40 protein-coding genes and 2 tRNA genes are annotated in these 26,912 nt (G+C 60.2%); 21 read left to right on the forward strand and 21 right to left on the reverse strand.

Going from position 1 to position 26,912, the window contains the following annotated elements; all coding sequences use genetic code 11:
• Positions 1 to 32 precede the first annotated feature (32 nt).
• On the forward strand, positions 33 to 1,010 hold the full coding sequence (locus tag MJ122_RS28890; protein WP_239747059.1) for a formate/nitrite transporter family protein: 978 nt from the start codon (positions 33 to 35) through the stop codon (positions 1,008 to 1,010).
• 34 nt (positions 1,011 to 1,044) lie between these two features.
• Here the strand turns inward: MJ122_RS28890 and MJ122_RS28895 are convergent, their stop codons facing one another.
• On the reverse strand, positions 1,045 to 2,328 hold the full coding sequence (locus MJ122_RS28895) for an FAD-binding oxidoreductase (protein WP_088418182.1): 1,284 nt from the start codon (positions 2,326 to 2,328) through the stop codon (positions 1,045 to 1,047).
• Between the two features lie 185 nt (positions 2,329 to 2,513).
• Here MJ122_RS28895 and MJ122_RS28900 point away from each other — a divergent pair.
• Positions 2,514 to 2,590, forward strand: a tRNA-Val gene (locus MJ122_RS28900).
• Between the two features lie 102 nt (positions 2,591 to 2,692).
• On the opposite strand, the gene MJ122_RS28905 is transcribed toward MJ122_RS28900, so the two are convergent.
• The 5 genes from MJ122_RS28905 to MJ122_RS28925 all read right to left on the reverse strand — a co-directional run bounded on the left by MJ122_RS28905 (position 2,693) and on the right by MJ122_RS28925 (position 5,542).
• Entirely contained in the window at positions 2,693 to 3,835 is a 1,143-nt protein-coding gene (locus tag MJ122_RS28905) for a tyrosine-type recombinase/integrase (protein ID WP_239747060.1), read from the reverse strand.
• The gene (locus MJ122_RS28910; protein WP_239747061.1) at positions 3,835 to 4,068 is read right to left on the reverse strand and encodes a hypothetical protein; all 234 of its coding nucleotides are present in this window, start codon (positions 4,066 to 4,068) and stop codon (positions 3,835 to 3,837) included. Before MJ122_RS28910 ends, MJ122_RS28905 begins: the two co-directional genes overlap by 1 nt.
• A gap of 3 nt (positions 4,069 to 4,071) precedes the next feature.
• Positions 4,072 to 4,269 carry a hypothetical protein gene (locus MJ122_RS28915; protein WP_239747062.1) on the reverse strand — a complete coding sequence of 66 codons (198 nt, stop codon included), beginning with the start codon at positions 4,267 to 4,269 and terminating at the stop codon, positions 4,072 to 4,074.
• Between the two features lie 156 nt (positions 4,270 to 4,425).
• Complete coding sequence (locus MJ122_RS28920; RefSeq protein WP_345772989.1) at positions 4,426 to 4,806, reverse strand: DUF4406 domain-containing protein; 381 nt, start codon at positions 4,804 to 4,806, stop codon at positions 4,426 to 4,428.
• A gap of 352 nt (positions 4,807 to 5,158) precedes the next feature.
• Positions 5,159 to 5,542, reverse strand: coding sequence for a DUF1937 family protein (locus MJ122_RS28925; protein ID WP_239747064.1), 384 nt, complete (start codon positions 5,540 to 5,542; stop codon positions 5,159 to 5,161).
• A gap of 462 nt (positions 5,543 to 6,004) precedes the next feature.
• On the opposite strand from MJ122_RS28925, the gene MJ122_RS28930 reads away from it, so the two are divergent.
• On the forward strand, positions 6,005 to 6,205 hold the full coding sequence (locus tag MJ122_RS28930) for a superinfection immunity protein (protein ID WP_239747065.1): 201 nt from the start codon (positions 6,005 to 6,007) through the stop codon (positions 6,203 to 6,205).
• Between the two features lie 799 nt (positions 6,206 to 7,004).
• Here MJ122_RS28930 and MJ122_RS28935 read toward each other — a convergent pair.
• Positions 7,005 to 7,886, reverse strand: coding sequence for a DNA adenine methylase (locus tag MJ122_RS28935; protein WP_239747066.1), 882 nt, complete (start codon positions 7,884 to 7,886; stop codon positions 7,005 to 7,007).
• A gap of 104 nt (positions 7,887 to 7,990) precedes the next feature.
• On the opposite strand from MJ122_RS28935, the gene MJ122_RS28940 reads away from it, so the two are divergent.
• Together MJ122_RS28940 and MJ122_RS28945 are read left to right on the forward strand one after the other, a co-directional pair.
• On the forward strand, positions 7,991 to 8,224 hold the full coding sequence (locus tag MJ122_RS28940; protein ID WP_170860083.1) for a YceK/YidQ family lipoprotein: 234 nt from the start codon (positions 7,991 to 7,993) through the stop codon (positions 8,222 to 8,224).
• Positions 8,225 to 8,306: 82 nt separating this feature from the next.
• On the forward strand, positions 8,307 to 8,528 hold the full coding sequence (locus MJ122_RS28945; protein ID WP_239747067.1) for a hypothetical protein: 222 nt from the start codon (positions 8,307 to 8,309) through the stop codon (positions 8,526 to 8,528).
• Between the two features lie 389 nt (positions 8,529 to 8,917).
• On the opposite strand, the gene MJ122_RS28950 is transcribed toward MJ122_RS28945, so the two are convergent.
• From MJ122_RS28950 to MJ122_RS28965, 4 genes are all read right to left on the reverse strand, one after another.
• Positions 8,918 to 9,241, reverse strand: coding sequence for a hypothetical protein (locus MJ122_RS28950; protein ID WP_239747068.1), 324 nt, complete (start codon positions 9,239 to 9,241; stop codon positions 8,918 to 8,920).
• Positions 9,238 to 9,498 carry a hypothetical protein gene (locus tag MJ122_RS28955; RefSeq protein WP_239747069.1) on the reverse strand — a complete coding sequence of 87 codons (261 nt, stop codon included), beginning with the start codon at positions 9,496 to 9,498 and terminating at the stop codon, positions 9,238 to 9,240. Before MJ122_RS28955 ends, MJ122_RS28950 begins: the two co-directional genes overlap by 4 nt.
• A gap of 16 nt (positions 9,499 to 9,514) precedes the next feature.
• Positions 9,515 to 10,216 (reverse strand): hypothetical protein, encoded by a 702-nt coding sequence (locus tag MJ122_RS28960; protein ID WP_239747070.1) that lies wholly within the window; start codon positions 10,214 to 10,216, stop codon positions 9,515 to 9,517.
• Positions 10,217 to 10,485: 269 nt separating this feature from the next.
• Positions 10,486 to 10,893: a hypothetical protein gene (locus MJ122_RS28965; RefSeq protein ID WP_239747071.1), complete on the reverse strand. Its 408-nt coding sequence runs from the start codon at positions 10,891 to 10,893 to the stop codon at positions 10,486 to 10,488.
• Between the two features lie 48 nt (positions 10,894 to 10,941).
• Between MJ122_RS28965 and MJ122_RS28970 the strand changes: the two genes are divergently transcribed.
• Positions 10,942 to 11,115, forward strand: coding sequence for a hypothetical protein (locus MJ122_RS28970; RefSeq protein ID WP_239747072.1), 174 nt, complete (start codon positions 10,942 to 10,944; stop codon positions 11,113 to 11,115).
• Here MJ122_RS28970 and MJ122_RS28975 read toward each other — a convergent pair.
• From MJ122_RS28975 to MJ122_RS29000, 6 genes are all read right to left on the reverse strand, one after another.
• Positions 11,112 to 11,345 (reverse strand): hypothetical protein, encoded by a 234-nt coding sequence (locus MJ122_RS28975; protein ID WP_239747073.1) that lies wholly within the window; start codon positions 11,343 to 11,345, stop codon positions 11,112 to 11,114. The two genes, MJ122_RS28970 and MJ122_RS28975, sit on opposite strands and share 4 nt — an antisense overlap.
• A 194-nt stretch (positions 11,346 to 11,539) precedes the next feature.
• Complete coding sequence (locus tag MJ122_RS28980; RefSeq protein WP_239747074.1) at positions 11,540 to 11,755, reverse strand: hypothetical protein; 216 nt, start codon at positions 11,753 to 11,755, stop codon at positions 11,540 to 11,542.
• A gap of 312 nt (positions 11,756 to 12,067) precedes the next feature.
• On the reverse strand, positions 12,068 to 12,493 hold the full coding sequence (locus tag MJ122_RS28985) for a hypothetical protein (RefSeq protein WP_239747075.1): 426 nt from the start codon (positions 12,491 to 12,493) through the stop codon (positions 12,068 to 12,070).
• 428 nt (positions 12,494 to 12,921) lie between these two features.
• On the reverse strand, positions 12,922 to 13,407 hold the full coding sequence (locus MJ122_RS28990) for a hypothetical protein (RefSeq protein ID WP_239747076.1): 486 nt from the start codon (positions 13,405 to 13,407) through the stop codon (positions 12,922 to 12,924).
• A gap of 115 nt (positions 13,408 to 13,522) precedes the next feature.
• Entirely contained in the window at positions 13,523 to 13,888 is a 366-nt protein-coding gene (locus MJ122_RS28995) for a hypothetical protein (RefSeq protein ID WP_239747077.1), read from the reverse strand.
• Between the two features lie 50 nt (positions 13,889 to 13,938).
• Complete coding sequence (locus MJ122_RS29000) at positions 13,939 to 14,844, reverse strand: XRE family transcriptional regulator (RefSeq protein WP_239747078.1); 906 nt, start codon at positions 14,842 to 14,844, stop codon at positions 13,939 to 13,941.
• A gap of 11 nt (positions 14,845 to 14,855) precedes the next feature.
• Between MJ122_RS29000 and MJ122_RS29005 the strand changes: the two genes are divergently transcribed.
• The 8 genes from MJ122_RS29005 (at position 14,856) to MJ122_RS29035 (ending at position 18,833) form a co-directional block, all read left to right on the forward strand.
• On the forward strand, positions 14,856 to 15,056 hold the full coding sequence (locus tag MJ122_RS29005; RefSeq protein WP_239747079.1) for a helix-turn-helix domain-containing protein: 201 nt from the start codon (positions 14,856 to 14,858) through the stop codon (positions 15,054 to 15,056).
• A 62-nt stretch (positions 15,057 to 15,118) separates the two neighbouring features.
• Complete coding sequence (locus tag MJ122_RS29010) at positions 15,119 to 15,706, forward strand: hypothetical protein (RefSeq protein WP_239747080.1); 588 nt, start codon at positions 15,119 to 15,121, stop codon at positions 15,704 to 15,706.
• Positions 15,703 to 15,831, forward strand: a complete 129-nt coding sequence (locus tag MJ122_RS30130; RefSeq protein WP_275590875.1) for a hypothetical protein — start codon at positions 15,703 to 15,705, stop codon at positions 15,829 to 15,831. Before MJ122_RS29010 ends, MJ122_RS30130 begins: the two co-directional genes overlap by 4 nt.
• Positions 15,832 to 16,017: 186 nt before the next feature.
• Positions 16,018 to 17,313 carry a hypothetical protein gene (locus MJ122_RS29015; protein ID WP_239747081.1) on the forward strand — a complete coding sequence of 432 codons (1,296 nt, stop codon included), beginning with the start codon at positions 16,018 to 16,020 and terminating at the stop codon, positions 17,311 to 17,313.
• A gap of 86 nt (positions 17,314 to 17,399) precedes the next feature.
• Positions 17,400 to 17,915: a hypothetical protein gene (locus tag MJ122_RS29020; RefSeq protein ID WP_239747082.1), complete on the forward strand. Its 516-nt coding sequence runs from the start codon at positions 17,400 to 17,402 to the stop codon at positions 17,913 to 17,915.
• A complete protein-coding gene (locus MJ122_RS29025) occupies positions 17,912 to 18,283 on the forward strand; it encodes a hypothetical protein (RefSeq protein WP_239747083.1) in 372 nt (123 codons plus the stop codon). Before MJ122_RS29020 ends, MJ122_RS29025 begins: the two co-directional genes overlap by 4 nt.
• Positions 18,280 to 18,537, forward strand: coding sequence for a hypothetical protein (locus tag MJ122_RS29030; protein ID WP_239747084.1), 258 nt, complete (start codon positions 18,280 to 18,282; stop codon positions 18,535 to 18,537). Before MJ122_RS29025 ends, MJ122_RS29030 begins: the two co-directional genes overlap by 4 nt.
• A gap of 35 nt (positions 18,538 to 18,572) precedes the next feature.
• Positions 18,573 to 18,833: a hypothetical protein gene (locus MJ122_RS29035; protein WP_239747085.1), complete on the forward strand. Its 261-nt coding sequence runs from the start codon at positions 18,573 to 18,575 to the stop codon at positions 18,831 to 18,833.
• Here the strand turns inward: MJ122_RS29035 and MJ122_RS29040 are convergent.
• Both MJ122_RS29040 and MJ122_RS29045 read right to left on the reverse strand, forming a co-directional pair.
• Positions 18,830 to 19,519: an SOS response-associated peptidase gene (locus tag MJ122_RS29040; RefSeq protein ID WP_275590876.1), complete on the reverse strand. Its 690-nt coding sequence runs from the start codon at positions 19,517 to 19,519 to the stop codon at positions 18,830 to 18,832. The genes MJ122_RS29035 and MJ122_RS29040 overlap by 4 nt on opposite strands.
• Before the next feature lie 3 nt (positions 19,520 to 19,522).
• Positions 19,523 to 20,038, reverse strand: coding sequence for a hypothetical protein (locus MJ122_RS29045; protein ID WP_239747087.1), 516 nt, complete (start codon positions 20,036 to 20,038; stop codon positions 19,523 to 19,525).
• 216 nt (positions 20,039 to 20,254) lie between these two features.
• On the opposite strand from MJ122_RS29045, the gene MJ122_RS29050 reads away from it, so the two are divergent.
• From MJ122_RS29050 to MJ122_RS29060, 3 genes are all read left to right on the forward strand, one after another.
• Positions 20,255 to 20,348 (forward strand) — tRNA-Val (locus MJ122_RS29050).
• 246 nt (positions 20,349 to 20,594) lie between these two features.
• Positions 20,595 to 21,041: a structural protein P5 gene (locus MJ122_RS29055; RefSeq protein ID WP_239747092.1), complete on the forward strand. Its 447-nt coding sequence runs from the start codon at positions 20,595 to 20,597 to the stop codon at positions 21,039 to 21,041.
• 199 nt (positions 21,042 to 21,240) lie between these two features.
• Positions 21,241 to 21,759: a DUF4946 domain-containing protein gene (locus MJ122_RS29060; RefSeq protein WP_239747088.1), complete on the forward strand. Its 519-nt coding sequence runs from the start codon at positions 21,241 to 21,243 to the stop codon at positions 21,757 to 21,759.
• A 73-nt stretch (positions 21,760 to 21,832) separates the two neighbouring features.
• On the opposite strand, the gene MJ122_RS29065 is transcribed toward MJ122_RS29060, so the two are convergent.
• Together MJ122_RS29065 and MJ122_RS29070 are read right to left on the reverse strand one after the other, a co-directional pair.
• Positions 21,833 to 22,057: a hypothetical protein gene (locus tag MJ122_RS29065; RefSeq protein WP_017516486.1), complete on the reverse strand. Its 225-nt coding sequence runs from the start codon at positions 22,055 to 22,057 to the stop codon at positions 21,833 to 21,835.
• 443 nt (positions 22,058 to 22,500) lie between these two features.
• Positions 22,501 to 22,854, reverse strand: a complete 354-nt coding sequence (locus tag MJ122_RS29070) for a histone-like nucleoid-structuring protein, MvaT/MvaU family (RefSeq protein ID WP_017516487.1) — start codon at positions 22,852 to 22,854, stop codon at positions 22,501 to 22,503.
• A 252-nt stretch (positions 22,855 to 23,106) separates the two neighbouring features.
• On the opposite strand from MJ122_RS29070, the gene MJ122_RS29075 reads away from it, so the two are divergent.
• From MJ122_RS29075 to rpmI, 4 genes are all read left to right on the forward strand, one after another.
• The gene (locus MJ122_RS29075; protein WP_239747089.1) at positions 23,107 to 23,940 is read left to right on the forward strand and encodes an alpha/beta hydrolase; all 834 of its coding nucleotides are present in this window, start codon (positions 23,107 to 23,109) and stop codon (positions 23,938 to 23,940) included.
• Positions 23,941 to 24,181: 241 nt separating this feature from the next.
• Positions 24,182 to 26,104, forward strand: coding sequence for a threonine--tRNA ligase (gene thrS, locus MJ122_RS29080; protein WP_037015433.1), 1,923 nt, complete (start codon positions 24,182 to 24,184; stop codon positions 26,102 to 26,104).
• On the forward strand, positions 26,104 to 26,655 hold the full coding sequence (infC, locus tag MJ122_RS29085; protein WP_172419227.1) for a translation initiation factor IF-3: 552 nt from the start codon (positions 26,104 to 26,106) through the stop codon (positions 26,653 to 26,655). Before thrS ends, infC begins: the two co-directional genes overlap by 1 nt.
• A gap of 60 nt (positions 26,656 to 26,715) precedes the next feature.
• A complete protein-coding gene (gene rpmI, locus MJ122_RS29090; protein ID WP_017516491.1) occupies positions 26,716 to 26,910 on the forward strand; it encodes a 50S ribosomal protein L35 in 195 nt (64 codons plus the stop codon).
• Positions 26,911 to 26,912: the final 2 nt, after the last annotated feature.

Here is a 26,912-nt window from a genome sequence, read left to right on the forward strand (position 1 = left end):
AACTCTGCAATGCCCCCAGCGAGGTGCCTTGCATGGCTACGGAAAAACAACCGGCGCGCGGCGCAGCCCAGCCGCGCGGACGGGCCGTCACTGACAAGCAGAAGACACGCCACGAAGCCGCGGCTGATGGCGAGGCGAGAAAATCCAAGGCGGACAGCGACACGGCGGATGATCTCTCCGCCGAGGAGCGACGCAAGGTCGAAAAGAGCCAGCCGCCACGGCCGCTGGTGCTGCACGAAGTCATCCGCCTGCAGGGTAACCACGAGCTGGACCGGACGCTGGCGGCGCTCTGGTGGTCCGCATTGTCGGCGGGGCTGACTATCGGGTTGTCGCTGATGGCCATGGGGCTCTTCCGCGCGCGCCTGCCGGATCACGACATGGCGGTGATCACCACCAGCCTTGGCTATCCGGTCGGTTTCCTGGCCATCATTCTCGCGCGTCAGCAACTGTTCACCGAAAACACCCTGACGGCGGTGCTACCAGTGATGAGCGAGCCGACGCTGGCGAAGTTCGGCCAGTTGCTGCGGCTGTGGTCGGTGGTGCTGGCGGGCAATATCGTCGGCGCATTGTTGTTCGCCTACGGCATGCTGCACCTGCCGATCTTCGATACCAAGGCCGACCAGGCCTTCCTCGAGATCGGTCGCGAGGTGATGGAGAACGACCACTGGCAGATGTTCTCCAAGGGCATCGTTTCCGGCTGGATGATCGCCACCATGGTCTGGCTGGTGCCGGCCGCGGAAAACGCCAAGGTCTGGATCATCTTCCTGGTCACCTACCTGATGGCACTGGGCAGCTTCAGCCATATCGTGGTGGGCACCTGCGAGGTCGGTTATCTGATGTTTGCCGGGGAGGTCGCGGCCTCCGGATTCATCCTGGATTTCGCCCTGCCGACCCTGGCGGGCAACATCGTCGGCGGTAGCCTGATCTTCGCGCTGATGAGCCATGCCCAGGTGCGCAGCGACAGCTCGTCGCCGCCAGAGAAAATCCCGGAAAAGAAAACGGCGCCCTGAGGCGCCGTTTTTTCGTGCGGTATGAAGCGAGGCGTCAGATGCCCAGCTTGTCGCGCAGGGTGTAGTACCAGGCGCCGATTGCGGAGAACGGTACCTGGAACAGGCGGCCGCCCGGGAAGGGGTAGTGCGGTAGGGTGGCGAAGGCGTCGAAACGCTCGGCTTGACCACGCAGCACTTCGGCCAGCAGTTTGCCTGCCAGGTGGGTGTAGGTCACACCGTGGCCGGAGCAGCCCTGGGAGTAGTAGATGTTGTCGCCGATTCGGCCAACCTGCGGCAGGCGCGACAGGGTCAGCAGGAAGTTGCCGGTCCAGGCGAAGTCGATCTTCACGTTCTTCAGCTGAGGGAAGACCTTGAGCATCTTCGGACGGATGATCGCCTCGATGTTCGACGGATCGCGCGCACCGTAGACCACGCCACCACCGAAGATCAGGCGGTTGTCGCCGGTCAGGCGGTAGTAGTCGAGCAGGTAGTTGCAGTCTTCGACGCAGTAGTCCTGCGGCAGCAGAGACTTGGCGAGGTCAGCGCTCAGCGGCTCGGTGGTGATCACCTGGGTGCCGCAAGGCATGGACTTGGAGGCCAGCTCCGGCACCAGGCCGCCGAGGTAGGCGTTACCGGCTACCACGATGAACTTGGCCTTCACGCGGCCTTGCGGGGTGTGCACGACCGGGTTGGCGCCACGGTCGATCTTCACGGCAGGGGACTGTTCGTGGATCACACCGCCCAGGGATTCCACGGCCGCGGCTTCGCCCAGGGCGAGGTTCAGCGGGTGGATGTGGCCGCCGCTCATGTCCAGCATGCCACCAACATAGCTGTCGGTGCCGACGACTTCACGGATGCGCTTGGCGTCCATCAGCTCGAGCTGGGTATGGCCGAAGCGCTCCCACAGCTTTTTCTGCGACTCCAGGTGACCCATCTGCTTGGCGCTGAGGGCTGCAAATACGCCGCCGTCCTTCAGGTCGCACTGGATGTTGTACTTGGCGATACGGTCGCGAATGATGCGGCCGCCTTCGAAGGCCATGTCGCCCAGCAGTTTCGCCTGCTTGGCGCCAACGGTACGTTCGATGACGTCGATATCGCGGCTATAGCTGTTGACGATCTGGCCGCCATTGCGGCCCGACGCGCCGAAACCGACCTTGGCGGCCTCCAGCACGGTGACCTTGAAACCGTTTTCCAGCAGGAACAGGGCGGTCGACAGGCCGGTGTAGCCTGCGCCGATCACGCAGACATCGGTTTCCACCTCGCCCTGCAGTTCAGGACGGGCCGGGACCGGGTTGGCCGAAGCTGCATAATAGGAGGAGGGGTAGGAAGTGTGCGGCATAATGCACCTGTGTTTGTTATTTTTTACGAGATGTGCGGATGCTACCTGAGTCGAATCTGCCCGGCAATTGCCCGTGCAAAATAATTTACGGACGGTCGAACATAAAAAAATTCACTTTTTCAGTGGCTTAGCGAAAAAAGTGCTTGACGCTTCAAGTTGATCGCGTAGAATGCGCCCCACACGACAGGCACATAGCTCAGTTGGTTAGAGCACCACCTTGACATGGTGGGGGTCGTTGGTTCGAGTCCAATTGTGCCTACCAAACAAACCCGCTTCTGGCGGGGCTTAGAGGGCGATCCGAAAGGGTCGCCCTTTTTGTTTTTGCAATATTTTTTCCAAACCTTTGCAAAACGACAGTCGCGGCCTAGAGCTTCAGGTCGGCGCGCACCCTTTGATACTCGATCGCCTTCTCTTCGTGTCCCTCCTGATAGTAGGTCGTCATCTCGCCGTCGGCGTGGCCCATCAGCGCCTGTACGTACTCGGTGGGGAAGTTCTGCTTTTCATATAGCCAGGAGCCTAGCGCGCGCAGTTCGTGCACTGTTGGCCGCGCTCGCTTATCGGTGATGTGGTTGTACGCCCCGCAGTCGTCCCTGGCCTTGGTGAACTGCTTCGAGAGGTAGTCATCGGTGACCGCACTCCAATGGAGCTTCGCTTCCATCTGGTCCCGCCGGCGGCGTTTCGGCATGTAGCACAGCAAATATGGGCTGGCGATCGGTGTGCTAAGGCACTCGGACACCACCTGGCGCAGGTCGGAGCCCATCTCTATCTCCAGGTGGATGGGCGTTGCGTAGTTCTCTGTCTTGCCGGTGGAGATGCGGATAGTGTTCTTCGCCATATCCACGGCCGAGCGCTCCCACGTCACCAAGTCCTCCCGGCGTTGCAGGCTCAGCAGCGCCAGGCGAATGGCTCGTTTCAGCCAATCCGGTGTGGTGTTCGCTGACAGGATTTTCTGAACACCCTCGAGCGTGTGCCGCTGGCGCACCTTCTCTGCCTCCTGCTTCACCAGGGTGAGTTCAGCGAAGTTGCGCTCGGCCAAGCCTTTGGCCGCTGCGAAGTCGAAGATCTGCACCCAGAGAGTGCGATGCTTCGTGTAGGCGTTGTTGTGGAACTGGTCCAGGTAGGCGGCTATCTCCAGAACGTCGATCTGGCCGAACATGCGGCTGCCGAGGTCCTTCTTGTAACGCTCCAGCTTGTAACCCGCTTCCTCTCGGGTGCTGTCGGCCAGGCGCCTCAGTGCCAGCCACTCCTCGTTGAACCTATCAATTACTGCCGCCACTGTCGGGGCTTTCTCGCCCGTCAGTACTTCGAGCAAGTCTCCGTCGTTGGCCATCAGGGGCGCCAACTTGGCGTTGGCGGCCTTCGCCAGCTTGATAGCTTCCGCCATCGGCTTGTTGATGCTGGTGACCTTCCCCGTGATCGGGTTCCGGTACCGCCAGTACTTCCCGTTCGGATAGAGGTTTTCAGGTAGCGCGCGATTCTTGCTGTCGCGCTTGCGCGGCGGTGCCATCAGCTGAGCTCCATCATCTTGGCCAGCAGCGGGTCTTCCGAGCCGGTGAGTGCTGCCTGCAGGTCAACGAAGTACATGCCTCCCTTAATCTCGCCTACCACTTCCCCTTCCTCAATCCACTTCTTCAACTGCTGCAGGCTCGGCTTCCCGCCGGCGTACCGCAGCTTTCTATATTCGCCGGCCTCCATGAGGCGCGGCATGTTCACGGTCAGCTGTGAAACCACCTTGGCCATGGTTCAGCCCTCTACGGGGTATTGGATGGTGCCGCGCTCGCCCTGGCGGGAGTCGATTGCGGCCTGGATCAGCTGGCGGCCCAGCGCGTGGGCTTGCTCAGGATCGAGTTCGGCGCCGAGCCGCGGCAGCCCATCGATCAACAGGTAAGGCTTCCCGTCGCGGCCCTGGCGGTGATCGACGGTCAGTTGGATGGCTTGCATGTAAGTGCACCTCATAAGCTCTTAGGCAGCTCTTGGCACGCCGGCTCTCGTGCAATTACCCTCGACCGAGGACTGCAGGGGATTGGCGCATGACTGTTTTCACGCCACCGAGGATGGCGCGGACCATCGGGCCGTTAAAAAGGATGGGGCGTTCCTTCATGCTGCGGTCCTCGCAGGCTCGATGATCTGGCTGGCGGTGTGCGCCTGCATGCCCAGCTTGCTCACGACGTGGTACTCCAGGCAGGCGCCTTCGGAGTTGTGCCAGCCCGGCAGCAGGGCGATCGCCTCGCAGGTGATTAGCTGGGCCAGAGCCAAGCGCAGGTAGCCTGACCAAGTGGTGTCGGGTGGCGCATTGTTCTCGGCCGGGTTCTCGACGTGGTAGCCGAGCTGGCGCAGGCGCGCGGCCTCGGCGTGGAATGCCGGGTAGTTGAAGCCAGGTTGACCGGTCATCGGCCTGGCGAGGTAAATCCGGGTAGTGGAATTGTCTAAGGGGTGAGCGTCAGATATGTAGCTAACTGCATTGCAGGAGCGGGTAATGGTCTGATGTTCATAGCGAAATGGTTTTGAGATCATTGTGCCTTCACTCTGAATAAGTCTGAGTTCCAAAATGGTTTGGGTAGTCAAAATGAGCGGCCCTGGCGGGGAGTTTTACGGCACCTGCCGAGCTCCCGATGGCAAGCGCTATCGGTCATACGGGGCGATTCACGCGGAAAAATTTCCGAGCAAAGAGTCAGCAGAAGCTGCGTTCGCCTCCTTCCTGGAGGAGCCCGAATTCCGCGAGTACCAACTCCAAGCGGTTGATGAGGAAATCCCTCCGTTGCGAGCGTGGTGACTGCGGAAAAGCCGGTTGCACCAATCGCCAACGCCACCCAAGCGAAAGCGGCTTCCTTTAGGCCAGCCGCGCCTCCATCGCCTTCCGCCACTGGATGAACGTCTCCGCCCGCGGCACCAGGTCGGCGGCGCGGTAGATCGGCAACCGCATCTCCTCGGCCCGCGCGATCTCTGCCTGAGTGCCGGCGGAGCGGTGCCAGCCCGGCGCCAGAACCATTGCATCGCAGCGCTCCATCAGCGCCATCGTGCCGCGCAGCCAGAACTCCTCGCCCAGCTTCGGCAGGTCCTGCTCCATATGGGCGGTGTTCATGTGCGGGATGATCGGGAACCAGCCCAGGGTGCAGACGTAGGCGCCCAGGCGGCCGGCGGACTCGATATTGCGGGCAATAGCTGACCGATCCGGGCCGCGATACGGCCCAGCGACGTAGATGATGGGGTGCATAGGTCACCGTTCGTCGTGACGACGAAGTCTATGGGGGATGAGGGGGAGCAGAGGGGAGGAAGGGACAGAAATGCCCTTCTAAATCTGTAACTTCTCGCGCTTTCGTCCTTTACACACCGAAGAACGAACTATTCTTGAATGCAGGTCCAAGGGGCACAGAAATAGAAAGCCCCCAGGTGTTCGCACCACCTGAGGGCCTAGATGAGCATGACCATAGGAGACCGTACTCATGCCCAAGCATAGGCGCTGCACATGCAGCTGCAAATATCTCTTCAAAAACATCGCCGTAGTAGGGCTGATCCTGTTGTCTTCGGGGCAGTCTGTCGATCCGCCTCAACAGCCCTTCTGCGCAATTCAGCGCGTGTGATCGCGCCTAAGCCCGGTTCTGCCGGGCTTCTTTGTGCTGTAGTGGCGCAATGGAATGGAGTGGGGTAGGTTCGGCTCACCAACAAGGAGAGCCACATGGACGGAATTACTGCTGTGCTGATCCTGTTGATCGGCGGCGCCATCTACTTCCTGCCTTCAATCATCGCGGGCAAGCGCAATCACCCTCAGGTCGTGCCGATCGTTCTTCTGAACGTCTTCATCGGCTGGACTTTCATCGGCTGGGTGGTAGCGCTGGTCTGGTCCTCAACGAACTTCAGCGCGAAGAATCCTGGCTGATAGCCAGCCGCAAGATATTGGCGTAGGTTCGGATGGCCCGGCATGGGGCCGGATCAAGGAGCTGAAGTGCGACATAACGATGATGGAAGCGTGACCTTCGAGGTTGGAGATTTCGTAGGCGATACGCTCACGGGTTCTGAACGCTATGGCGAGGTTGTAGAAGTGAATGGCGACTACTTGATCGTGTCCGCTGATGGCAGTCGCAATGGGACTTGGGAGGTACCAGAGAAGAGCGTTTTCCCAGGCTGACAAGTCCTTCTCGCAAGCTTGATAAGCCATTCAGCCAAGGCCAGCGGTGTGTGTTCTCGCTCGGCCTTGGTGATAGACGGGAGCCTGGGATAGCTACGGGTTGGTCTGACGCAGTGAGTTGGCTTTCCCGATCGTCGCGGGATCGCTGGTATCTCCGACGGCGAACAGCCGACGATGTAGAGCCACGTCGCCTTCTCCGCGCGATGTCCCCAGTGGAACTGCTCAATCTCCAAGGTCCAGCCGCCGAACTCGTCGGGGAACTCGCCGGGGTGAGGCATGCGGCAACTGTTGAATAGAGTGCTCTCTGCTGGGTGCTCAAGTACGTCACCCCATGTTCTGACCTGGTCGACTGCCCAGATGCCCAGTTCCTTCTCGTCAGGACGGCCCTTCGCAAACTGACGAAGGCGCCCCTACATCCTGCACGGAGGGTGAGCTACCACCGGCATGCCACCGGCAAAGGTACGGGCGTCTCGGTCTATGTCAAACACGTCGGTTCCGGCCATGGCCTTATAGTTGCTGTCCTGGCGCGCGAACAGAACCGCCACATCTTTCATGCTGCGGGCTCCTTGGCGTCGTTGAAGATGTCGTACTCGCCGAAGTCGAGTCCCATCTGGCTCAGGGCGCGCATGCAAGCTGGGTTCAGCCAAAGGCACTCTTCCCTGACTGCGGTTCCCCGAGCCGCGCTGATACGCGCGTTGGTTGTGTTCATCGACCAGCCGGCCAGGCGGCGCTGGTAGATCTCGCTGGAGTAGCCGGAGAGCACGACCATTCCTTCCAGCTCGAGCAGCTCGTCCAGAAGGTCGCGGTGCTGGCCGTCGTCCATTTCGTGCCGGTAGTACTGCCGGCTGCTGGCGCTGGCATGCCTGGTGGCGAAGACGTATGGAGGGTCGACGTAGTGCAGGGTCTCCGGGCCGTCGTGCGCCTTGATAACCTCGATCGCTGGCCGGTTCTCGATCAGGACGCCCTGCAGGCGCTGCCCGATCTCCGCCACCTGTTCCGGGTACTCCTGCCACAGCGCCTGGGCGGTGCCGTACTGGCGTTTGGTGTCGATGCGGAAGCCGGTGCGGCCTTTGGTGGCACCGGCGGAGCCGAAGCCCATCTGCGCGCGAATGATCGTCCGGCGCGCCTGTTCAACCGGGTCGGTGGTCGGCTCCCATGCTCGCTCGAATTCGCCGCGGGCATAAGGTGTGAGCACCAGGAGTCGGGTCAGCTGCTCGCGCGTTTGCTCGAGCTGGAGAACGCGGAAGAGGTTGACGATGTCGCCGTCCAGGTCGTTATAGACCTCTGCGTAGGCGCGCTCCTTCTGCACCAGCACGCCTGCAGCGCCACCGAACGGCTCCACGTAACAGGTGTGCGGCGGGAAGTGGCTGATCACCCAAGGCGCAAGCCTGAACTTCCCTCCGTGGTAGCGGATGACCGGGGACTGAATCATGGTTTCTCCAGGTAGAGCGCCGCCGCGCGCACTTAGGAAACGTCCTATTGCGACTACGGGGGCTGGTCGTCAGGGTTCTCGCTCCAACGAAGGAGCGGATTTATATGAGGGTGTGGTTCAGGGCGATATCAGTTGCCCTTGTGGTGCTCAGCACGAATGGCTGCGCGAGTTCGTTGGGGCATCTGTTCGATCCATGCCCGTACACCGGCGTGCAGCTCGATCTGAAATCGTGGGATGTAGTGGGCCCACTGATGATCGTTGACCTGCCATTCTCTGCAGCGCTCGACACTGTCCTGCTGCCGATCGACCTGATCGATAACCGATCCTGCAACTGGTAGAGCAGCGCCGCCCCACGAGTGCAGCGGATAGCAGCTATGTTTAAGTGCTGGTGCTAACTGGATTCAGCGAGAGGACATCGCCATGCCCCTGGATTACTCAACGCAACAGCTGCGGGTGACGTTTGCCGAACTGGCTTTCCGCAGTGAGTCGATCGCGATGGTCCTTGACCAGGCGATGCAAGAGCTGCCGGCCGGCTATGCGGCAAACATTGCTGATGTGATCGAATTGCTGAAAGTGGATGCTGAAAAGCTTCGGACGCTGGCTGAGCGAACCCAAAGCGGCAGCATCCAGGTGCTGGATTGAATAGCGCCGAGAAGCAGTTGATCACAGCGCTCCGCACTACTTCATTCAACAACGCCTCGGTGGCGGACCGGTTGAATGCGCTTGCCCTTCAAGTCCCAGAGGTTCGGACTGAGTTGCGCGCAATGGCCAGTCAGTTGGAGCAAGATGCCGACACGCTGGAGGTGTTCGTGAAGGAGCTCTTGGAGGGGCGAATAGTGCGATCGCCCTGACTTAATGATGCTTGGATAGCGAAATGTCAGTGTCATTCCAGCCGGCCAGCCATCTGCTCCTAACCTCGAGCTGGCAGTGTCCGTACGGGCAGAGATCGCGAGGCTTTTTCAGTGTCCGCGCATAGCAGCCTTCCTTGTACTCGTGAGATGACTCTGGCCACGAACTCACGGTGCGCTTTTTCATCCTTCACTCCGGTCGAGGCGTTCTGCCTCGCGCAGTCCTTCCCGATGTAGTCGTTGCGCCAGGTTTTCGGAAATCGCTACATCGTGGCGCGGCAACTGCAGAAATTGCCGAGCGCCCTCCGGTCCCAGAGCGTGGACATTGCGGATCATGGTTTGGATGAGCTCTACAAGCTGACTGAATTCGGCCCACTGCATCAGCTGAAACAGCATAGTCATAATCCCTGGGCGTACCCGGAAGCGCAGTTCTTCTTCTCCTACCAGTTGTCGCTTTTCAGCGGACGCTGCAGAGCGTTCAGCTTGCGTCTTGGGCTTTCGCTTCATCCCTCGGCTCCGATGTCGTCGCGCTTGCGGATGGTCAGCTCCTCGGCGCGCTCAATCGCCTCTCGGTAATTACGGCGGAACCCGGCGACCTTCTCGGTGGCGGTGTCCACGATGTGCCAGAAGCCGCGACCAGTTGGACGGATCTGGTAGGCCGGCTTCTCCACCACAATGGTGCGGCGCTCTTCGAAGGCTGCGCGCGCGGCGGCGGTCAGCGGGAGCAGCTCGGCCAGCTGCGGGCAAATGTTCAGCTGTTGCATGGCGTGGCCCTCCAGTTCAGTCCCGATAAGCGTCCGGGTAGTAGATGTCGTCGACGTCGATCTCTTCGAATTCGATCTTCGTGCCGCCTGTATAGATGTTGAGGGCGAGGGCGTCCGCACCGTAGTGACTGCCGAGGAAGATCATCTTTTTCGGATCATCTTTCTCGTCGACCCTGAGCGAGTAGCACTCGCCGTCCTCGGTAAACGCCATGTGGATTGCGCAGCTGTATTGGCTGTAACGGCCTGCGTCCTCTTTCGGGTCGGCGTAGAGGTGCCAGTAGCCTCGGTCGTTTTTCTCGATGATGAAGGTGGGGCGCTCACTGCCTTCGCGCGAGTAGCAGTTGGAAAAGTGGCTGGTCAGTTGCTCGACCAGCTCGCTCAGCTTCATCCTGACTGGCAGCGGCTTGAGAAGCTGCTCCATACGCTCGGTGATGGTTTGCTTCAGGACGTGATCCTGATGCTCGGACAGGGCGAACTTGAAGGTCTTCAGAACAAGGTCGCCGTATCGCCCGAGGTCACCAAGGTCGGTAGGCATCACCGCCGCCATGCTTTCCTTGCAGAGTTCGATGAAGGGGCTGCGATAGCCGAAGTTGTCATCGATAGCGCTCTTCACTGCCTTCTCGACGTTGGCCTGGATGATCGGCTGCAGCTTCTCGGGGGCCAGGGCTGCGGCTACGGCGTCGGCCACCAGGCCCTCGATGTTGATGTCGATGTTCATGGTGCTTCCTCGGTTGGGTTGGGCTTCCTTTGGGCAGCACTCCAGCGCGCGGCTATGCGCCGGTGGGCGCCGCGGAGGAGTGCTCTCGAAAGGGATCGGGGAAAGGAAGGTGGAAAGGCCCGTCCGACAGGGCCTTTCCGTGCTCACGTCCGCCTTATGTCGGTGAGCGTTTCGCGGCTCGCCCGGCTTGTTGCCGAACTACCAGGGCTGTCGGTTACATGGCTGCATCCTCCGGCGCGTTACCAGCGATCTGGAGCGCTGGCGCCCGATCAATCCGCGAGCAGAGCTTCGTCAGCCGCGCGGACCAGATCGACCAGCCGTTCAACCTGGCTGGCCTTCATGGTCAGGGTGATCACCTCGGCGCCTTCGCCAATGGCTGCGCGCACCTGAGGAGGGAAGGACTCCGCAATCGATTTGCAGAGTTTGTGCATATCGTCGAGGACCCCGCGCGGCACCTGCGGGCCGTTGATGGCCTTGGGAGTGACCTTCGACCCGCCGGCGGCCTGAACCTGCTTCAGCTTGTCGCCGAGGACCTTGCCGGCTTTCTCGCCATGCTGGCGCACGGCTTTGACTGCGGTGGTCGCTGCAACCTCGCCGGAGGCAACCATGCGCTGCACGTCCGTATTCGCATTGCCGATGACCATGACCTGGTCGACGTGCTGGCGGGTGCGGCCCATCTTCTTGGCGATCTGGACAGCGACACGGACGAGGCGTGGAGCCAGGTGATGGATGAGCTGGCGGAGACTGATGGTCTGACGGTGACCAAGCTCGAGGACGGGACAGCGGTGCTGGAGTGGCAGCCAGCCGAGGAGGAGGGCGAGGGCGCTCAGGAGGAAGGCGAGGAGCTACCGGCCGACTTCAGGGTGCAGTACCTGCACGATCAACCTGCGCCGTTCTAACGATCGGTTTCCTGCTTATCTGCGGCCTTAGAGGCCGCATGTTCGTGCAATCGAAAGGAGATCTTCTCCAGTTCCTCTGTGAGTTGGTCCAGATGCAATAGCAGATCGCGCGCCTTGCTTGAGGAATCCGCGCTGATTTGTACGTCTGTGGCTTCTGAAATCTGCAGGAGCCCTGCGCTTACAGAGCTGATGGTATCTAGCGCGGCAACAATTAATTTGCGGGTGTCCATCGTCGTATGCTCCGGGTGGGACTGCCGATCCGATTTGGACAGGGTGAAACGAAGAGGTACAACCTTATCGCTTTATGCCGTCGGCTGCCGGAGATGTTGCTCTCCGGCAGCCGCATACACTCGTATAAATCGCGGCGCTATTGTTGCCTCTCACAGTCCGCGTGGGGCGGTTGGGGCTCGCATTAGCGCAGAGGTCATACCTGTTCTCTGTCGACCGCGTTCGAGCCAAGGCGCCTGGAAAGGGTTTCCAGCGTGCCCGACAAGACGTCGAGCTGGCGGAGCAAATCACGAGATTTTTCAGCCGCATTTGTTGCCAAGCTAGCATCTGCGGCCTCAGATATTTTTGCGAGCGAAGCGCTCACCGAGTTGATCTTTTCAATGGTGGTATGAATCAGATTCTCGAGTTCCAAACCAAAAGTCCTCCAGATTGAGTTCACATAGTTGGGACCAAACGAGACGCTGCTGAGTTCAGGCGGGTTGAAGGTCCCGCCCGTTGGAACGGTCGATGGGAGGGCCGGCGTAGAGCGGAAACGTAAAGGCCGCCCAAATAGGCGGCCTTGTCATAGAGGAACCTTCGCGGGGATTCCCTTTGACGATGGGAAATGTACCGGAAAATGAAAAAGGCCGTACCCCATCGATACGGCCTTTTTGCCACGTGGCCGCTGCTCTCCGAGCCACACGGCGGGAAAAATTTACCAAAATCGGTTTCAGTTTCAAGCCCCTCAGGCGCCTGAAACGAACTCTCCTGCAGTCCATCTTTGCTCGAACTCGCGCTTCGCTCGGAGCTTGTGATTCTGGCACTCAACCATCTGCTGGTCGGTCTTCCAGTTATCGCAGCCACGAGGAGCCTGGTAGAACTTGTCCCATGCAGCGTCATGCTGGCGCTGTGACTCAGCTGCAGCCTTCATGACCTTGGCGTCGTACTGATCGACCTGATGAGTAGGGGAAGGAGTAGAGCGGAGCTGTTGCTGCTGGCGCGCGGCCTGCTCCTGGATCTTCGCCATTGCTGCCTGAGCGCGTTCCATCTGGCGCTCAGCCATGTACTCGATAGCTGCCACCCGCGCGTAATACATCACTACGCCGGTGATGAGCACTCCAATGAGACCGAGGGCCCAGGACTGGAAAGTTTGCGGGCGGCGTCGTGCCATGAGAATGCTCCATGCATGGATGGCTGAATGCTATGCACCTTTGGCGCAAGGGGGAAGTGCCGACTTCAAGGTGCAGTACTTGCACAATCAGCCAGCGCCGTTCTGACGGCGACGCCGGTCGACTGGCCTTGAAGTTTGGTGTCCAGGGCCATAGCTTCAATTGACCAACTAAAAGGGGACGCTATGGCTACCAGATTACGCTGTCACAAATGCATGCTGGCGATGGCGCAGGATATTGCTCGGATGCGGATAGCCGAGGATGCGTTCAGGCGCGTTGAGGCAGTAGGCACGACCCCCAATGGAAAGGTTCAGTTGAGGTGTCTAAACCGTGGGTGCGGGCACACTTGGCAGTCAACTTCGCCGGAGGCTAGAGCACTATTAAGTGCTTAGCCTCAGGTGCAGAAAGCCCCGCATCTGCGGGACCTCCTTCACTGCTGCTTTGCTGCGTTGGGTGTATCACCTTTCGGGTCCTGTTGGACCGCATGCTGCGAATCTGCCTTTCCGGCTTGATAAGCGGATAGAGTGCTAGATGCTATGCCTAAAACGCTCGCCTGGTTTGCGAAGTATGCGCCAACCACGATAGCGGCTACTGCTAACAGCTGTGCTGCGACGCTTGCCCAAAAATGAGTCTTAAGTGTGGCCGCTTGCTTGGCGGATTCATCAGCACTCAGCGCCGCTTCAACTGAACGCTCCGCGATAAGTCTGAACTTCTGATTCCACTCATTTGAAAGTGTTATCGAGGAGTTAACGCGCTCCAAAAGCCGCTCATCTCTCTGCTCAAGGGCCTTGTCCCGCTCCGCTTGGACAGCAAGAAACGCATCGATTTTTCCGCTGATACTGGCTAAACGAGTGTCTAGTCGAGCCTCAATTGCTTCGAGCTTGGCATCCAGCTCTTGGCGAGTTACGTCGCTCATACGTGCTCCGAGTTCAGAGGGCCTCCCGTCATCGTCACGAGAGTCCCCATTTCCCCCTACCTTAGGCCTATAGTGCGGATGATCAACCACCTGTCCCCGATTTTTTGAGAATTTTTCACTCATCGACGAAGTCCTCGTCGATTGAAGGGCGACTGTCTTGGGCCAGGTCTTCTTCCACAGGTGGATTGTCAGCCACCCAGCGATGAACGATTTTGGAGAGGTGCTGGCGAAGGTAGCCACATTTCATGCAGCTATACCCAAACGATGACGCATACAACGGTGTCTCGTTATTTCTAATTACCGTTCCCAGTCGATAAAGCCTCTCGGTGTCTCCATCGTTCAAGATCATCCAGTCTGGGTTGCCACAGACGGGGCAGTCATCCCTCTCCGGTGTGTGTGCTTGCAGGAAGCGGATGAAGTCATCTGTCGAGACGCTATGCAGCGTCATCCGTTTAGATGGTGGCTTGTCATTTTCTGACATTGATCACGGTTCCTTAGTAGAAAAGAGCGATTGCCTTGCGGCGCGCCACCTCAGACGAGGTACGCATTCCAGACAAGAAGCACACGTGCATGGATGTAGGTCTCATCCATCCGGATGACTCTGTCCTTATGCTGCTTGTTATCCGAGATCATGTCGAAGTGCTCGGCATCGTGCACCTGCAGGCGCTTGATGTAGAGATGCCCCTGCCAGGTGAAGATGAACACCCCATCCCCGTTGAACGCCTGAACGCTGATGTTCACGATCATCGGGTCTGCATGCTTGATGGTGGGGTACATCGAGTTGCCCCAGCCGTACACCATCTTCAGGTGATTCGGATCGTCGTAGGTGACGCCGATCTTACGCAGCTGCTCCTGGCTGACCTTCACGTCGCGGAGCATTTCCATGTAGTCGGCCGGCACCTGGCCGTTGCCCATGGCGCCGCGGATGTCGTAGTGCGCGATACTGATCTCGTCGCCCGCCGGGCCTGGCCGGGAGAAGTCGGCGACGATCACATTCGAGCCGGCGGCGGCCTGCACATCCTCGGCGGCCGCCTGCAGAATCTGCTGGCGCGCAGCGGCACCGAGGCCCTTGCCGTGCTTTTCCAGCATCTCCATTACCTTGGCGGCAGAGCTCGTCGTCGCTGCATCTCCGCGGCTTCCAAGCGGCGCGGTCCCAATCCCAGTCCATAGCCACTCGACAGAGCAGCCGAATGCCTTGGCAATGGCCTCGATGTTGTCGCGCCTAGGGCTCTTCGATTCGCCCTTGATGATGCGGTGCACGGTGGGCTGATTGATGCCAGCACGGCGGGCGAGCTCACCCTCGCTCCACTCAAGCTTCTGCATTTCGGCTTCGATCCGTTCGCCAATGTTCATGGTTTCGCCAATAGAAAAACGTATTGCCCGAGTGTATTGCTCGGATCGATACGTGTGCGTATTATCACCAATACGAAAGCGCATTAGAGGTCTCCATGACCGTCAAGGAAATGATCGCCGCGCTGGTCGAGCAGGGGCTTTCTCAGAAAGCCATTGCCGACCTTGCAGGCACTACCCAGCCCACTATCCACAGGGCGTCCAAAGGCGCGGGGGTCCGGTACGAGACCGGGAAGGAAATCGAGCGGCTCTACAACGAGCGCGTTCCCTCCAGCACGCAACCGAAACCAGCAGCCTGACACTGGCAGACACCACCACCCCGCAGGGTGGTGAGTACGACAGCCTGGATCGCGTCACCAGCGTGTCGCTCTCCATCAACTTCCGCGAGATCTTCAGTTGGGTTCTCGCTGCGCTGGTATGGGGCAAAGTCACCAGCGTCGCCGCGACTACCGTAACGGGTGAAGAACACGTCGCTGATGTGGACGGCACCATTGCTCTGGCGCAGATGCCGCTCACTATCTCCAGCGTGAGCAACGAGGCGGGCACCACCGATTACGACGAGTTCGACGACTGGGTCATGACTGGCTCGGGCATCGAAGTTGTCGCTGGTGGCGCACTGGAAACGGCGATCAAAGCGGCCTCCCCTGGCACGCCCTTCAAGGTGAGCGTGGACTACAGCTCCGCCGCAGTCGACGTGATCGAGGCACTGACCAACAGCGGCAAGACCTTCGAGTTCCTCTTCGAGGGCGAGAACGCCGCCGGCACTCAGAAGCGCGTCGAGGCGCGATTCTTCCAGTGCCGCCTCAATCTGGCGACCCAGATGGACTGGATCAACACCGAAGACTTCGGCGGCTTTCAGGCCACCGCGAAGGTGCTCCGCGACTCCACTAAGGTTGGCGCCGGCACTTCGAAGTACTTCAAGATCAAGAAGGAACTGGCCCCGGCGTGACGCTCCAGCAGATCGATGAAATGACCCCGTCGCAGCTAGAAGAGCTGGCGCAGGCCTGTCGCGAGGTGAACCGCCATTTTTTCGAGATGCTGGAGCGACTGGAGAAGGCCCTGGTGAAGCCCTAGCCCGCCTCGACCAGACCATCGCTCTGCTGGTGCGAGTCGGCCACCAGAACGTTCTTTCCTATCCCTGGAGCGTGTTATCAGGTCTGCTGGATGCCTGTTTTTATCGTCTCGGCCAAGCGCCCGCAGGGCGATATGGACGCCGCCGCCAATACCCACGGGTGGCAAATCAACTGCGAGGAGCTGTAAATGCTGAACGGCCTGCCACTCAACAGCGCCGCGCTGAACGCGCTCTGGCAGTCATCCGTTGTCCCGCCGGAGCCTGCCCTGCCAACAGCGCTGGTCTGGGCCTGCCGCGTCCGTCTGGGCGTGGAGAATGTGAGTGCACAGCTCACCGGCAAGGTGCGCATCGAGCGCGAGGAGGGCGCTGCCGCGATCGCGGAGCTATCGCTCAACATCGGCGTCGGCTTCAACAATGAGCACAATGTCCGCCTCGCGGCTGAGCGCTCCATCGTTATCCCGTTTTCCGAGCTGGGCATTACGACCGAGTCCAGCGCGACATCCGTCGAAGGGCAGATGCTTGACCGCAGTGGCGATGGCGCCCGGATGATTCTTCGCCTTATGAGGGGTTACCCGCCACCGGCAACCGCTGAGGAGACGGTGGCGCTCTTGGAGTTGCAGATCTCGGGCGAGTTCTCGAATCCCGTGATCATCTACGACGTACTCGCCAGCGGCGAGGACTGCCGAGGGCGTTTGATCATCGCTGCAGATCCGGGGCCAAACCCTGGCACGGTCATATCGGCGGGCTCCAACCATGCTCGGGTGGGAGCGTTCGTTGCCGATTTCTCCATCGAGAGTGACTACTGGGCTTGGTACGGTGAGGATGGCCTACCTGAGATCGTCCACTTCAGTGCCCGCGCGTTGTGCCACACCAGTAGGACTGCATCGGTTTCTGGCGGCGGAGCCGATATGGTGTTTGTGGTTTCCGGCACAACATCGGCCACTTACACCTATTCGATCTCGGCCGGCGGACGTAGTGTCAGCGGGACGGCGAACACGTCGTGGGCTGTGGACACGTCAACGATGAACGAGGCAACTCCGCACACCACTGGAACCGGGGTGCTGCACGTCAGCTTCAGCGAGACCACGGTGCGTGATCAGACCTACAGCATCGATCACGACGCATTCGTGGGCGAGGTCGGGTTTCTCTCGGCCCCTGCGCCTGGCACGCCGCCCGCCTCCATCCAGGCGCTTTATGCCTACGAGAGCGGCGGCTTCTACGGGGTTCAGCCGATGCTTGCCTACGCCGCCTTGTCGAACCTGGTCGCGGAGGTTCGGATGCAGTACCCGGATAATGTGACGACGGAGTTCACGCCTGAGCTGCGGCGGTACTCGCCGGCGCTCACGCCAAAGGCCGTGGTCGGAGCGCCCTTCATTTACAAGACAGCGCTCGGCCAGTCCGCCGGCCTCGAGATGGCCAGCTTCAACCCGTCGACCTTGCAAGTAGTTCGGCATCTGGAGCTCCCAGCCTTCAGCTGGGTTTGATCTGGCGATATCCAGCCGCCGTCTGCTCTTTGTGAGCCAACCATCAAGCCCGCCATCTGGCGGTTTTTTTATGCCCGGAGAAAGCCATGGACCTTAATTCCGTGCGCCGCTTGATCATCGAGCCGGCGCTGTTACTGCTGCCCGCCAAGATGGAAAGCCCCCAGGCAGTCGTCATGCTGCTGGCTATCGGACTGCAGGAGTCGCGCTTCGAGTACCGCCGCCAGATGGGCAACGGTCCGGCGAAGTCGTTCTGGCAGGCAGAGCAGGGCGGCGGCATGGTTACTGGCCTGCTGCGCTACCGCGTCCAGGACGTCCGCGACCTGGCAACCGGCCTGTGTGCCGTTCGTGGCGTTGCCCCGGCTGCGCCTGACGTGTGGAACGCCATCGAGCACGACGACGTGCTGGCGGCCGGCTTGGCACGCCTGCTGCTGTATACCGACCCGGCCCGCCTGCCGGACCTGGGCAAGGAGTCGGCGGCCTGGGATGTCTACCTGAGGACCTGGCGGCCCGGGGCATACGATCGCGGCACGCCAGCCCAGCGCGCCGAGCTGCGGAAGAAGTGGGCGGCGAACTACGCCGCGGCGCTGGAGGCGGTCCGATGAGCCTGCGCTGGAAGGTCGCCGCCCTGGTGCTGACCGGCCTGCTGCTGGTCTCCGCCGGCGCCGCCCTCGGCGGGTGGCTGGCTGCCGGCCACTACCGCCCGCTGCTCGACGCGGCGAACTACGCCAACGAAAAGTGCGTGGCCGCTCGCGGCAACCTGGAGGAGTTGGCCAAGGAGCAGGGCTCCAAGCTCGGCGAGTTGGTAACCCTGGCCGAGCAGCGACAAGCGAAAGCGACCCAGGCGGTCGCCGACGCCCAGCAGCAGACCAGCCAGCACTACGCCGCCGCCCAGCGTCTGCAGCAGGAGCGCGCCGAGGGCGACCAGTGCGCGGCATCAGAGGCTGTGATCGACAAGGAGTTGGGGCTATGAAGTGGCTTCTGGTGTTGGTGTTCGCGCTGGCGGGATGCGCCGGCCAGGCCGAGCCTGAGCCGCGCACGGTGCGCGTGGAGGTGCCGGTGGCGGTTCCGTGTCGTGCGCCGACAGTAGAGGTGCCGACCTGGGCGACGGCATCGCTGCAGAAAGGCGACAGCCTGCAGACCAAGGTACGCGCGCTGCTGGCCGAACTGGAACAGCGGAAGGGCTACGAGGTGCAATTGGTCGCGGCAGTTCAGGCCTGCCGGTAGGGTATGATGCCGGCCTCGATCAACAGGAGGTCGGCATGCTCAAGATCCGCGCCAACGGCGCCGCACGTCTTCAACTGGAGCGGCTGGTCACCAAGTCAGGCCAGTACGGTGTCTGGGAGTTTCACGTCGCCGCCAACTCCGAGATGTTCCCCAAACTCGAGGCCGGGCGTCATGCAGCACTGCTGCCGGCAGAGCCGAAGGAAGGCCAGGAGGTGGAGCTCTTCGCCATGCTGTCGCCGAACGCTCCGCAAGATCAGTGGAAGGCCATCGGCAAGGGCGTTGCCCACTACCTCTAGATCGGCTCGATCAGCTGCGCGCCCTGGTTCCTGACACTCCCGACGTCCGTGGAAATGCGGTAGGCCTCGAAGTCCTGTCGCGCCAGGGCAATGGTGTCGTAGGCCAGTTCAAGGGAGGTTTCCGGCGACAACCAAGTTGCCCACTGCTCGGGCGCCAGTATCACCGGCATACGATGGTGGACGGCCGAGACCAAGCCCTCGGCCTCTTTGGTCAGCAGCGCACACGAGGTGATCGGCTCGCCATCCGGCGGCGACCAGGTCGACCAGATCCCGGCGATCGCCAGCACATCGTTGTCGATAGCGTGGTGGTAGTAGGGCTGGTTCACTGCCCGGCCGGCGCTGTTCTTCACCGGCTCCTTCTCGTTCCATTCGTACCAGCCTGCCGCCGGCATCAGGCACCGCTTGTGCCGGATGGCATCCCGCCACATTGGCTTCGTCGCCGCTTCTTCGCTTCGTGCATTGAAGGTCATGGGCGGCAGCTTGTCCTTCTTCCACCAGAACGGGATCAGTCCCCAGCGGGCGGCAACCACTTCCTGTTCTCCCGCCTCGTTCAGGAGCACCATGGGGACCTGGGTAGTCGGCGCGACGTTGTACGCGCGATCAATCCAGCGCCCGGAGTTCCCCCGCCCGATATGCCAGTAGCGCTCCATGGCCGCTTCTTCCGGCGTCACGTACCGTCCGCACATCCTTCAGCCTCCCGAGTACGGCCAGCGCTTGTCGCCTGCGCCGGCCGGAATCATTTCCCGCAGAGCAAACAACTCTTCACCATCGCACATGATCCGCAGGCCGCGGACGTCGCCAGCGAGCTCACGGTCGAACCTGCCGACGTGCAAATACAGTTTTGGTGGCCGTCCGTCGATGTTGCCGAGCAGATTCCGCTGCAGGTCGTGGTAGTGGCCCTCGGGCCCGATCTCGCCGATCACTTCACCGTTGACCAGAACATGGTAGTAGCAGCCCAGACACCAATGGGTTTCCCTGGTGATGTTGTGCTCGACATTCCAGGAGTAGGCGCCGAGCGCGCGGGTGACCATTTCCTGGCGCTCGGACAGGCAGATCAGCCCCAGCTGGTAGCCCTCGTCGGCCTGTGCCAACAGGTAGTGGTAATGATCATCGGTTCGGTAGAGGAAGGCGACGCGGTCGTGCAGCGCCGCCTCCCACCGGTACTTCAGCAGCCGGCGGTCTTCTTCGTGTTGGGTGTACTGCATGGTCCGCCTCCCGAGTCAGGGGAGGGGAAGAATACTGGATGAATATACAGCTTCAACGTGAGGCGACGAGAGGGGGAATGGACGTGCCCAGGACGGGCGGGGCGGGGTGTGTGGAATGCTGATCAGCAGCTATGAGCCTGACTACTGTAGGAATATCCAACGCTAAGTTATTGATTCTTATAGGGTGGATTGCGCGATTTGGAGGGGGCATTTTTTGGGCAAAAAGCCTGTAGAATCAATGGTATGCGCGTGTCTGGCGGTCACCTTGACATGGTGGGGGTCGTTGGTTCGAGTCCAATTGTGCCTACCAAACAAAACCCGCTTCTGGCGGTACTTAGAGGGCGATCCGAAAGGGTCGCCCTTTTTGTTTGCCTGAAATTTTATCCCAGACTGCCATCGGCAGTGCTCCCGATCATCTCCAGCCCCGGTGTTCAAGGAAGCCTTCCTTTATCTACATCCGATTGGCGCCTGTCGGCCTCGTGAAACTCATTGGCCTGAAGGTGCTCGACCTGTTGTGGGTGGGTTGGATCCTTTCCGGGAGCAGATGAATATGACGATCACTTCTACCCGTGGCATCCGCAACAATAATCCAGGCAACATCGAGTACAGTCCGCGCAATGGCTGGCAGGGCCAGGTCGGACTGGAGGTTGGAGTGTTGAAGCCTCGGTTTGCTCGCTTCGACTCGCCGGAAAACGGCATCCGGGCGCTAGGAAAGCTGCTGATTGGCTATCGACTTAGGGATGGAGTGCCGGGCGTGGGCGGTGCGGGCATCGATACCGTGCGTGAAGCCATTAGTCGTTGGGCGCCTGGCAGCGAAAATGACACCGCAGCCTATATAGGGGATGTTGCCCGCGCTTTGGGTGTCCGGCCCGATCAGCCGGTGGATATGGGGCGTCCCGACATTCTGCGCGCACTTGTGGTGGCCATCATTCATCACGAGAACGGCGGCGTACCGTACAGGGCGGCGGTGATTGACGAAGGTGTGCGGCGCGCGCTGGCGTGAGCGATGCTGCGGAAACGAGAAACCCCGCGTTGCAGCGCGGGGTTTCAGGACATCGTTTAACACCGGGATATCAGCCAGCCGGTCCGTCGGCCGTAGAGTGAGTGTAGCGCGCTTATGGCGTTGCGCCAGTATTCGCTGGTTCATGAGTTGCGTGTGATGCTCGCGCGCCCGTCGGTCCTGGTGAGTGTCGGAGGAAATAATGGGTGGTCTGAGATACGGGTTGCTATTCGGTGTACTGCTGCCGCTTCCGGCATTGGCGGAGATGCAGGTGATCTGGCCGCAGGGGTGGGAGGTTTCACGCTCGCCGGCAGATGCGACGGCCAATGCGCCGGTGGTGCGTCAGCGCGGCGTGCGTATGGCGGCGGATGGTTCCCAGGATTTGGTCATGGAAGTCACACGCAGCCGGCTCGGTTCCGGGGTGGCGGTCAGTGTCGAGAACGTCATCGTCGAGATGCGCAAGACACTGCAGAAAGACTTCATGCGCCAGGGGTTTCAGGCGGCCTGCAGCAAGCCGCTGGAAACGAAGCTGGGTGGGTTGGCAGGGCTTGAGGTCCATTGCGGTGTCAGCCAGAACGGCACGGAGGTGCTCAAGCAGACTGTGCAGGTTGCTCTGGGCGAGGGCGCGGCCTATTCGCTGACCTACGCGGCTCCGTCACAACGCTATGCGGCGCTGGCTGGGGATATCGAGTCGGTGAAGGCGGGTATCCGCCTGGACTGAGCGCCTTCTTCCTTTTTTATAGAGGGCAGAAATGCAAAAGCCCCGCTATGGCGGGGCTTTTCGTTTTTCCGGCTCACGCGGCGATAGTGGCTTGCACACGCTGGATTACAGCGTTCAGCGGCGCCTCGCCCTGGTATTGCTGGGGGTAAAGGCGCTCGGTGTGCTTGGCGATGCCATGCTCGTTCACCAGGGTGAAGCTGAAGCCATGCTTGCGCTTGGCCTGGATGACGCAGTTCAGAGGGGCGAAGGCCGCCGAGAGGGTGCCGATCGCCTCCAGGATTTGCGGAGAGGTTTTCATTGTCTTGTCTTTCCAAATAGGTAACGGTCCTATGACCGTCGAAATCGTCAAAAGCTCCGGTTGCGATCTGAGAATGCAGAAGGCGTGTGACCGGAATATGGCAGCGATTGGAAACTTGAGGGTCTGTTCGCGTCAGGCTGCGATGTTGGGTGAAAGCAGGGGGTCTGACGTGGGGCGCTGATCGCTCGGGCAAATGTTCCTGGCGCGGTTGGCGTGCTCTGGAATCGATGCGGAGGATGCGCTGGCCGTGGCCCTGTAGACCCCAGCTTCTGCCCTGGATCAGGTAGGGAGTGCTGGGAGGGGCGACCTTGGGTTTGGTGTTCGCTGCCGGCCAGTATAAGGATTTCTTCTAATGATGGCTAGTTTTTATACAGCCGTCTGTCAGAAGCCGCCGGGCGATGGAGAAATTCCGCGGAGCGGGAGCGCTCCGCGGAAGATCGGTCTTACTGAAGCCAGGACTCCACGGTGTCGCCACCGTACTGCTGTTTCCAGGCTTTCAGGGTCTTGTGGTTGCCACCCTTGGTCTCGATGGTCTCGCCATTGTGCGGATTCTTGTAGACCTTCAGTTGGCGGGTGCGGCGCGGCTGCTGTGCAGCGGCAGGTTCGGCAACGGTCTGCGGGTCGAGAATGTCGATGACATTGCGCAGGTTCATGCCGTACTGGTCCATCAAGGCTTGCAGTTGATCCTTGAACTCCAGTTCCTTCTTCAGGCCGCCATCGCTCTTGAGTTTTTCGAGCAGGGCGAGTTGTTCCTGGAGTTTGCGCTCGGCTTCGCGGAATTCCGCAAGTTTGGACATCTGGGTGCTCCCGTATGCAGGGTGATTTAGTAAGGCGTGATTCTGTGATCTATTGATTGTTCGCGTCAACTGAATAGATGAATTGTTGCGATTGGGGAGGCATGCCTTAAATGTTAAGGGCTGATGAAGGGTTGGTGGGTTAGTTGATTGATGGGGATAATGCGCAGGCAAAAGGGAGGCTGGATTTTTGTTGGTCAATTGTCCTTGCAGAGTCTGTGTGCTTTGTTGTGGTGCGTTGTGTGTGAGTGCTGAATGAATAACGAGATAGTGCGATATCGGACCAATGATCATGAACTGACGTGCCAAGTGGCCGGGTGGGGTGTGCCATTGCTCCTGGTCCATGGCTCGCTCTGCGACTATCGCTACTGGCAGGGGCAGGTCGAGGCGTTGTCCGCACGCTATCGGCTGATAGTGCCGAGTCTGCGTCATTACTTCCCGGAGCAATGGGATGGCGAAGGGCCAGGTTTCACGACGCAGCAGCATGTTGAGGATTTATTGGCACTGCTTGAGCAGTTGTCTGGTCCGGTGCATTTGCTGGGGCATTCGCGAGGTGGAAATATCTGCCTGCGAGTGGCGCAGGCCGCTCCGCAGAAGTTGCGCTCATTGATTCTCGCGGATCCCGGCGGAGACTTCGCCGATGATGTTTTTACTGCGGTGAATATCGAGGCGCCGGTATCTCCCGTCGAGCGCAATCAGTTTCGCCAGCAGGCTCTGGAAATGATTCGCGCCGGAGCGGTGGAAGAGGGGTTGCAACTCTTTGTCGATACAGTCAGTGGGGCGGGAGTCTGGTCACGCTCTTCGCGGCAGTTCCGCGAAATGGCGACGGCCAATGCCATGACATTGGTTGGGCAGGTGGCCGATCATCCCTTGCCTGTTAATCATGGTCAGATATCGCAATTGAAAATACCGGTGTTGCTGATCGGCGGGGTGAAAAGTCCGGAGCCATTTCCGCGAATCCTTCAGGCATTGCAAGCAACACTGGTTGATGCACGGACGGTGATGATTCCCGGAGCGTCTCATGGCATGAATGTGGTTCGCCCGGCGTCTTTCAATCGTGCTGTGCTGGAATTTGTCGAGCAGTACTGAGCGAAGCCAGGCTTGCCGCTCGTCAGCTTCCCAAACATGCAGTAACATCCCACGCCTTGCCCGCTATCGTTTGCGGGTAGGTAGTCGATTTCTTCCAGTGATCTACGTCCGCGCGCGAATGCGCAGGGTGCCGAGAAGGCGCCTGCCACTGTGAGGCAGGCCTGCCCGGCGGGCGACGCTTACTGGCACATCCCAACCCATGTGGCCTTTCGTAGGGGTCACCACTAGGAGAGGAGGCGCCATGCCCATCATTACTCTTCCCGACGGTAGTCAGCGTTCCTTCGATCATCCGGTCAGTGTGACCGAGGTGGCGCAATCCATTGGCGCAGGCCTGGCGAAAGCTACCCTGGCCGGCAAGGTCAACGGTCGCCTGGTCGATGCCTGCGACATCATCGACAGCGACGCGACCCTGCAGATCATCACCCCGAAGGACGAGGATGGACTGGAAATCATCCGCCACTCCTGCGCTCACCTGGTGGGCCATGCGGTCAAGCAGTTGTACCCGACCGCCAAGATGGTCATCGGCCCGGTGATCGACGAAGGCTTCTATTACGACATCGCCTTCGAGCGCCCCTTCACCCCCGAAGACATGGCTGCCATCGAAAAGCGCATGGCCGAGCTGATCGAGAAGGACTACGACGTCATCAAGAAGATGACGCCGCGTGCCGAGGTCATCGAGACCTTCAAGGCTCGTGGTGAGGAGTACAAGCTGCGCCTCATCGACGACATGCCGGACGAGAAGGCCATGGGCCTATACTTCCATGAGGAGTACGTGGACATGTGCCGCGGCCCGCACGTGCCGAACACTCGTTTCCTGAAAGCCTTCAAGCTGACCAAGATTTCCGGTGCATACTGGCGCGGCGACTCGAAGAACGAGCAGCTGCAGCGCGTTTACGGCACTGCCTGGGCGGACAAGAAGCAGCTGGCAGCCTATATCCAGCGCATCGAGGAAGCCGAAAAGCGCGATCACCGTCGCATCGGCAAGCAGCTCGACCTCTTCCATCTCCAGGAGGAAGCGCCGGGCATGGTCTTCTGGCACCCGAACGGCTGGACCGTCTATCAGGTGCTCGAGCAGTACATGCGCAAGGTGCAGCGTGACCACGGCTACGTGGAAGTCCGCACCCCGCAGGTCGTCGATCGCATCCTCTGGGAGCGCTCCGGCCACTGGACCAACTACGCCGAGAACATGTTCACCACGTCGTCGGAAAGCCGCGACTTCGCCGTCAAGCCGATGAACTGCCCGTGCCACGTGCAGATTTTCAACCAGGGCCTGAAGTCCTACCGCGACCTGCCGCTGCGCCTTGCCGAGTTCGGTGCTTGCCACCGCAACGAGCCGTCCGGCGCGCTGCACGGCATCATGCGCGTGCGTGGCTTCACCCAGGACGACGCGCACATCTTCTGCACCGAAGAGCAGGTGAAGAAAGAGGCGGCCGACTTCATCAAGCTGACCCTGCAGGTCTACTCGGACTTCGGATTCAGCGATGTCTCCATGAAGCTTTCCACTCGCCCGGCCAAGCGCGTCGGTTCCGAAGAGCTGTGGGACCGTGCCGAAAGCGCGCTGGCCGATGCCCTGAACGAATCCGGCCTGGAGTGGGAATACCAGCCGGGCGAAGGCGCCTTCTACGGTCCGAAGATCGAGTTCACCCTGAAGGACTGCCTCGGTCGTAACTGGCAGTGCGGCACCTTGCAGTACGATCCGAACCTGCCGGAGCGTCTGGATGCCAGCTATATCGCCGAAGATAACAGTCGTACTCGCCCAGTGATGTTGCACCGCGCGATCCTCGGCTCCTTTGAGCGCTTCATCGGCATGCTGATCGAGCACTATGCCGGCCTGTTCCCGGCCTGGCTCGCACCGACCCAGGCGGTAGTGATGAATATCACTGACAAGCAGGGCGAATGGGCCGAAGAAGTGGTGCGTCAGCTCGAGCAAAGCGGATTCCGTGCCAAGTCTGACTTGAGAAACGAGAAAATTGGCTTTAAAATCCGCGAGCATACTTTGCTCAAGGTTCCCTATCTGCTGGTTATCGGTGATAGGGAAGTTGAATCGCAGGCCGTCGCCGTACGTACGCGCGAGGGGGCAGACCTCGGCTCGATGCCGGTCGCCCAGTTCGCGGAGCTGCTCGCTCAGGCGGTTTCCCGGCGTGGTCGCCAAGACTCGGAGTAATCATTATTAAGCGTGAAATGAGACAGGATAAGCGGGCTCTCCCGAAACCGCCGATCAACGAGAACATCACCGCCCGTGAGGTTCGTCTGATTGGTGCTGACGGTCAGCAGATTGGCGTGGTCTCCATCGATGAGGCACTCCGTCTGGCTGACGAGGCCAAGCTGGACCTGGTGGAAATTTCTGCTGATGCGGTGCCCCCTGTCTGCCGCATCATGGACTACGGCAAGCATCTCTTCGAGAAGAAGAAGCAAGCCGCTGCTGCGAAGAAAAACCAGCACCAGCAACAGATCAAAGAAATCAAGTTTCGTCCAGGGACGGAAGAAGGGGATTACCAGGTAAAACTACGCAACCTGGTACGTTTCCTTAATGAAGGGGACAAGGCCAAGGTATCGCTTCGATTCCGTGGTCGTGAGATGGCCCACCAGGAGCTGGGCATGGAGTTGTTGAAGCGGGTCGAAACCGACCTCGCTGAATTCGGCACCGTGGAACAGCATCCTAAGCTGGAAGGACGCCAGCTGATGATGGTCATCGCTCCCAAGAAGCGTAAATAACCTCCCGGGCACTGGCAGGCCTGATGGTTATCAGTTGTTAACGAATGCGGAGTACTAAACATGCCAAAGATGAAAACCAAGAGTGGCGCCAAAAAGCGCTTCAAAGTGACTGCTGGTGGCATCAAGCACAAGCACGCTTTCAAGAGCCACATCCTGACCAAAATGACCACCAAGCGTAAGCGTCAGCTGCGCGGCACTTCGATGCTCGCTGCTTCCGACGTTCGCCGTGTAGCACGCTCCCTGCGTCTGCGTTGATT

The sequence above is a fragment of the Pseudomonas sp. DP-17 genome (assembly GCF_022380625.1).
Lineage (GTDB): Bacteria > Pseudomonadota > Gammaproteobacteria > Pseudomonadales > Pseudomonadaceae > Pseudomonas > Pseudomonas nitroreducens_A.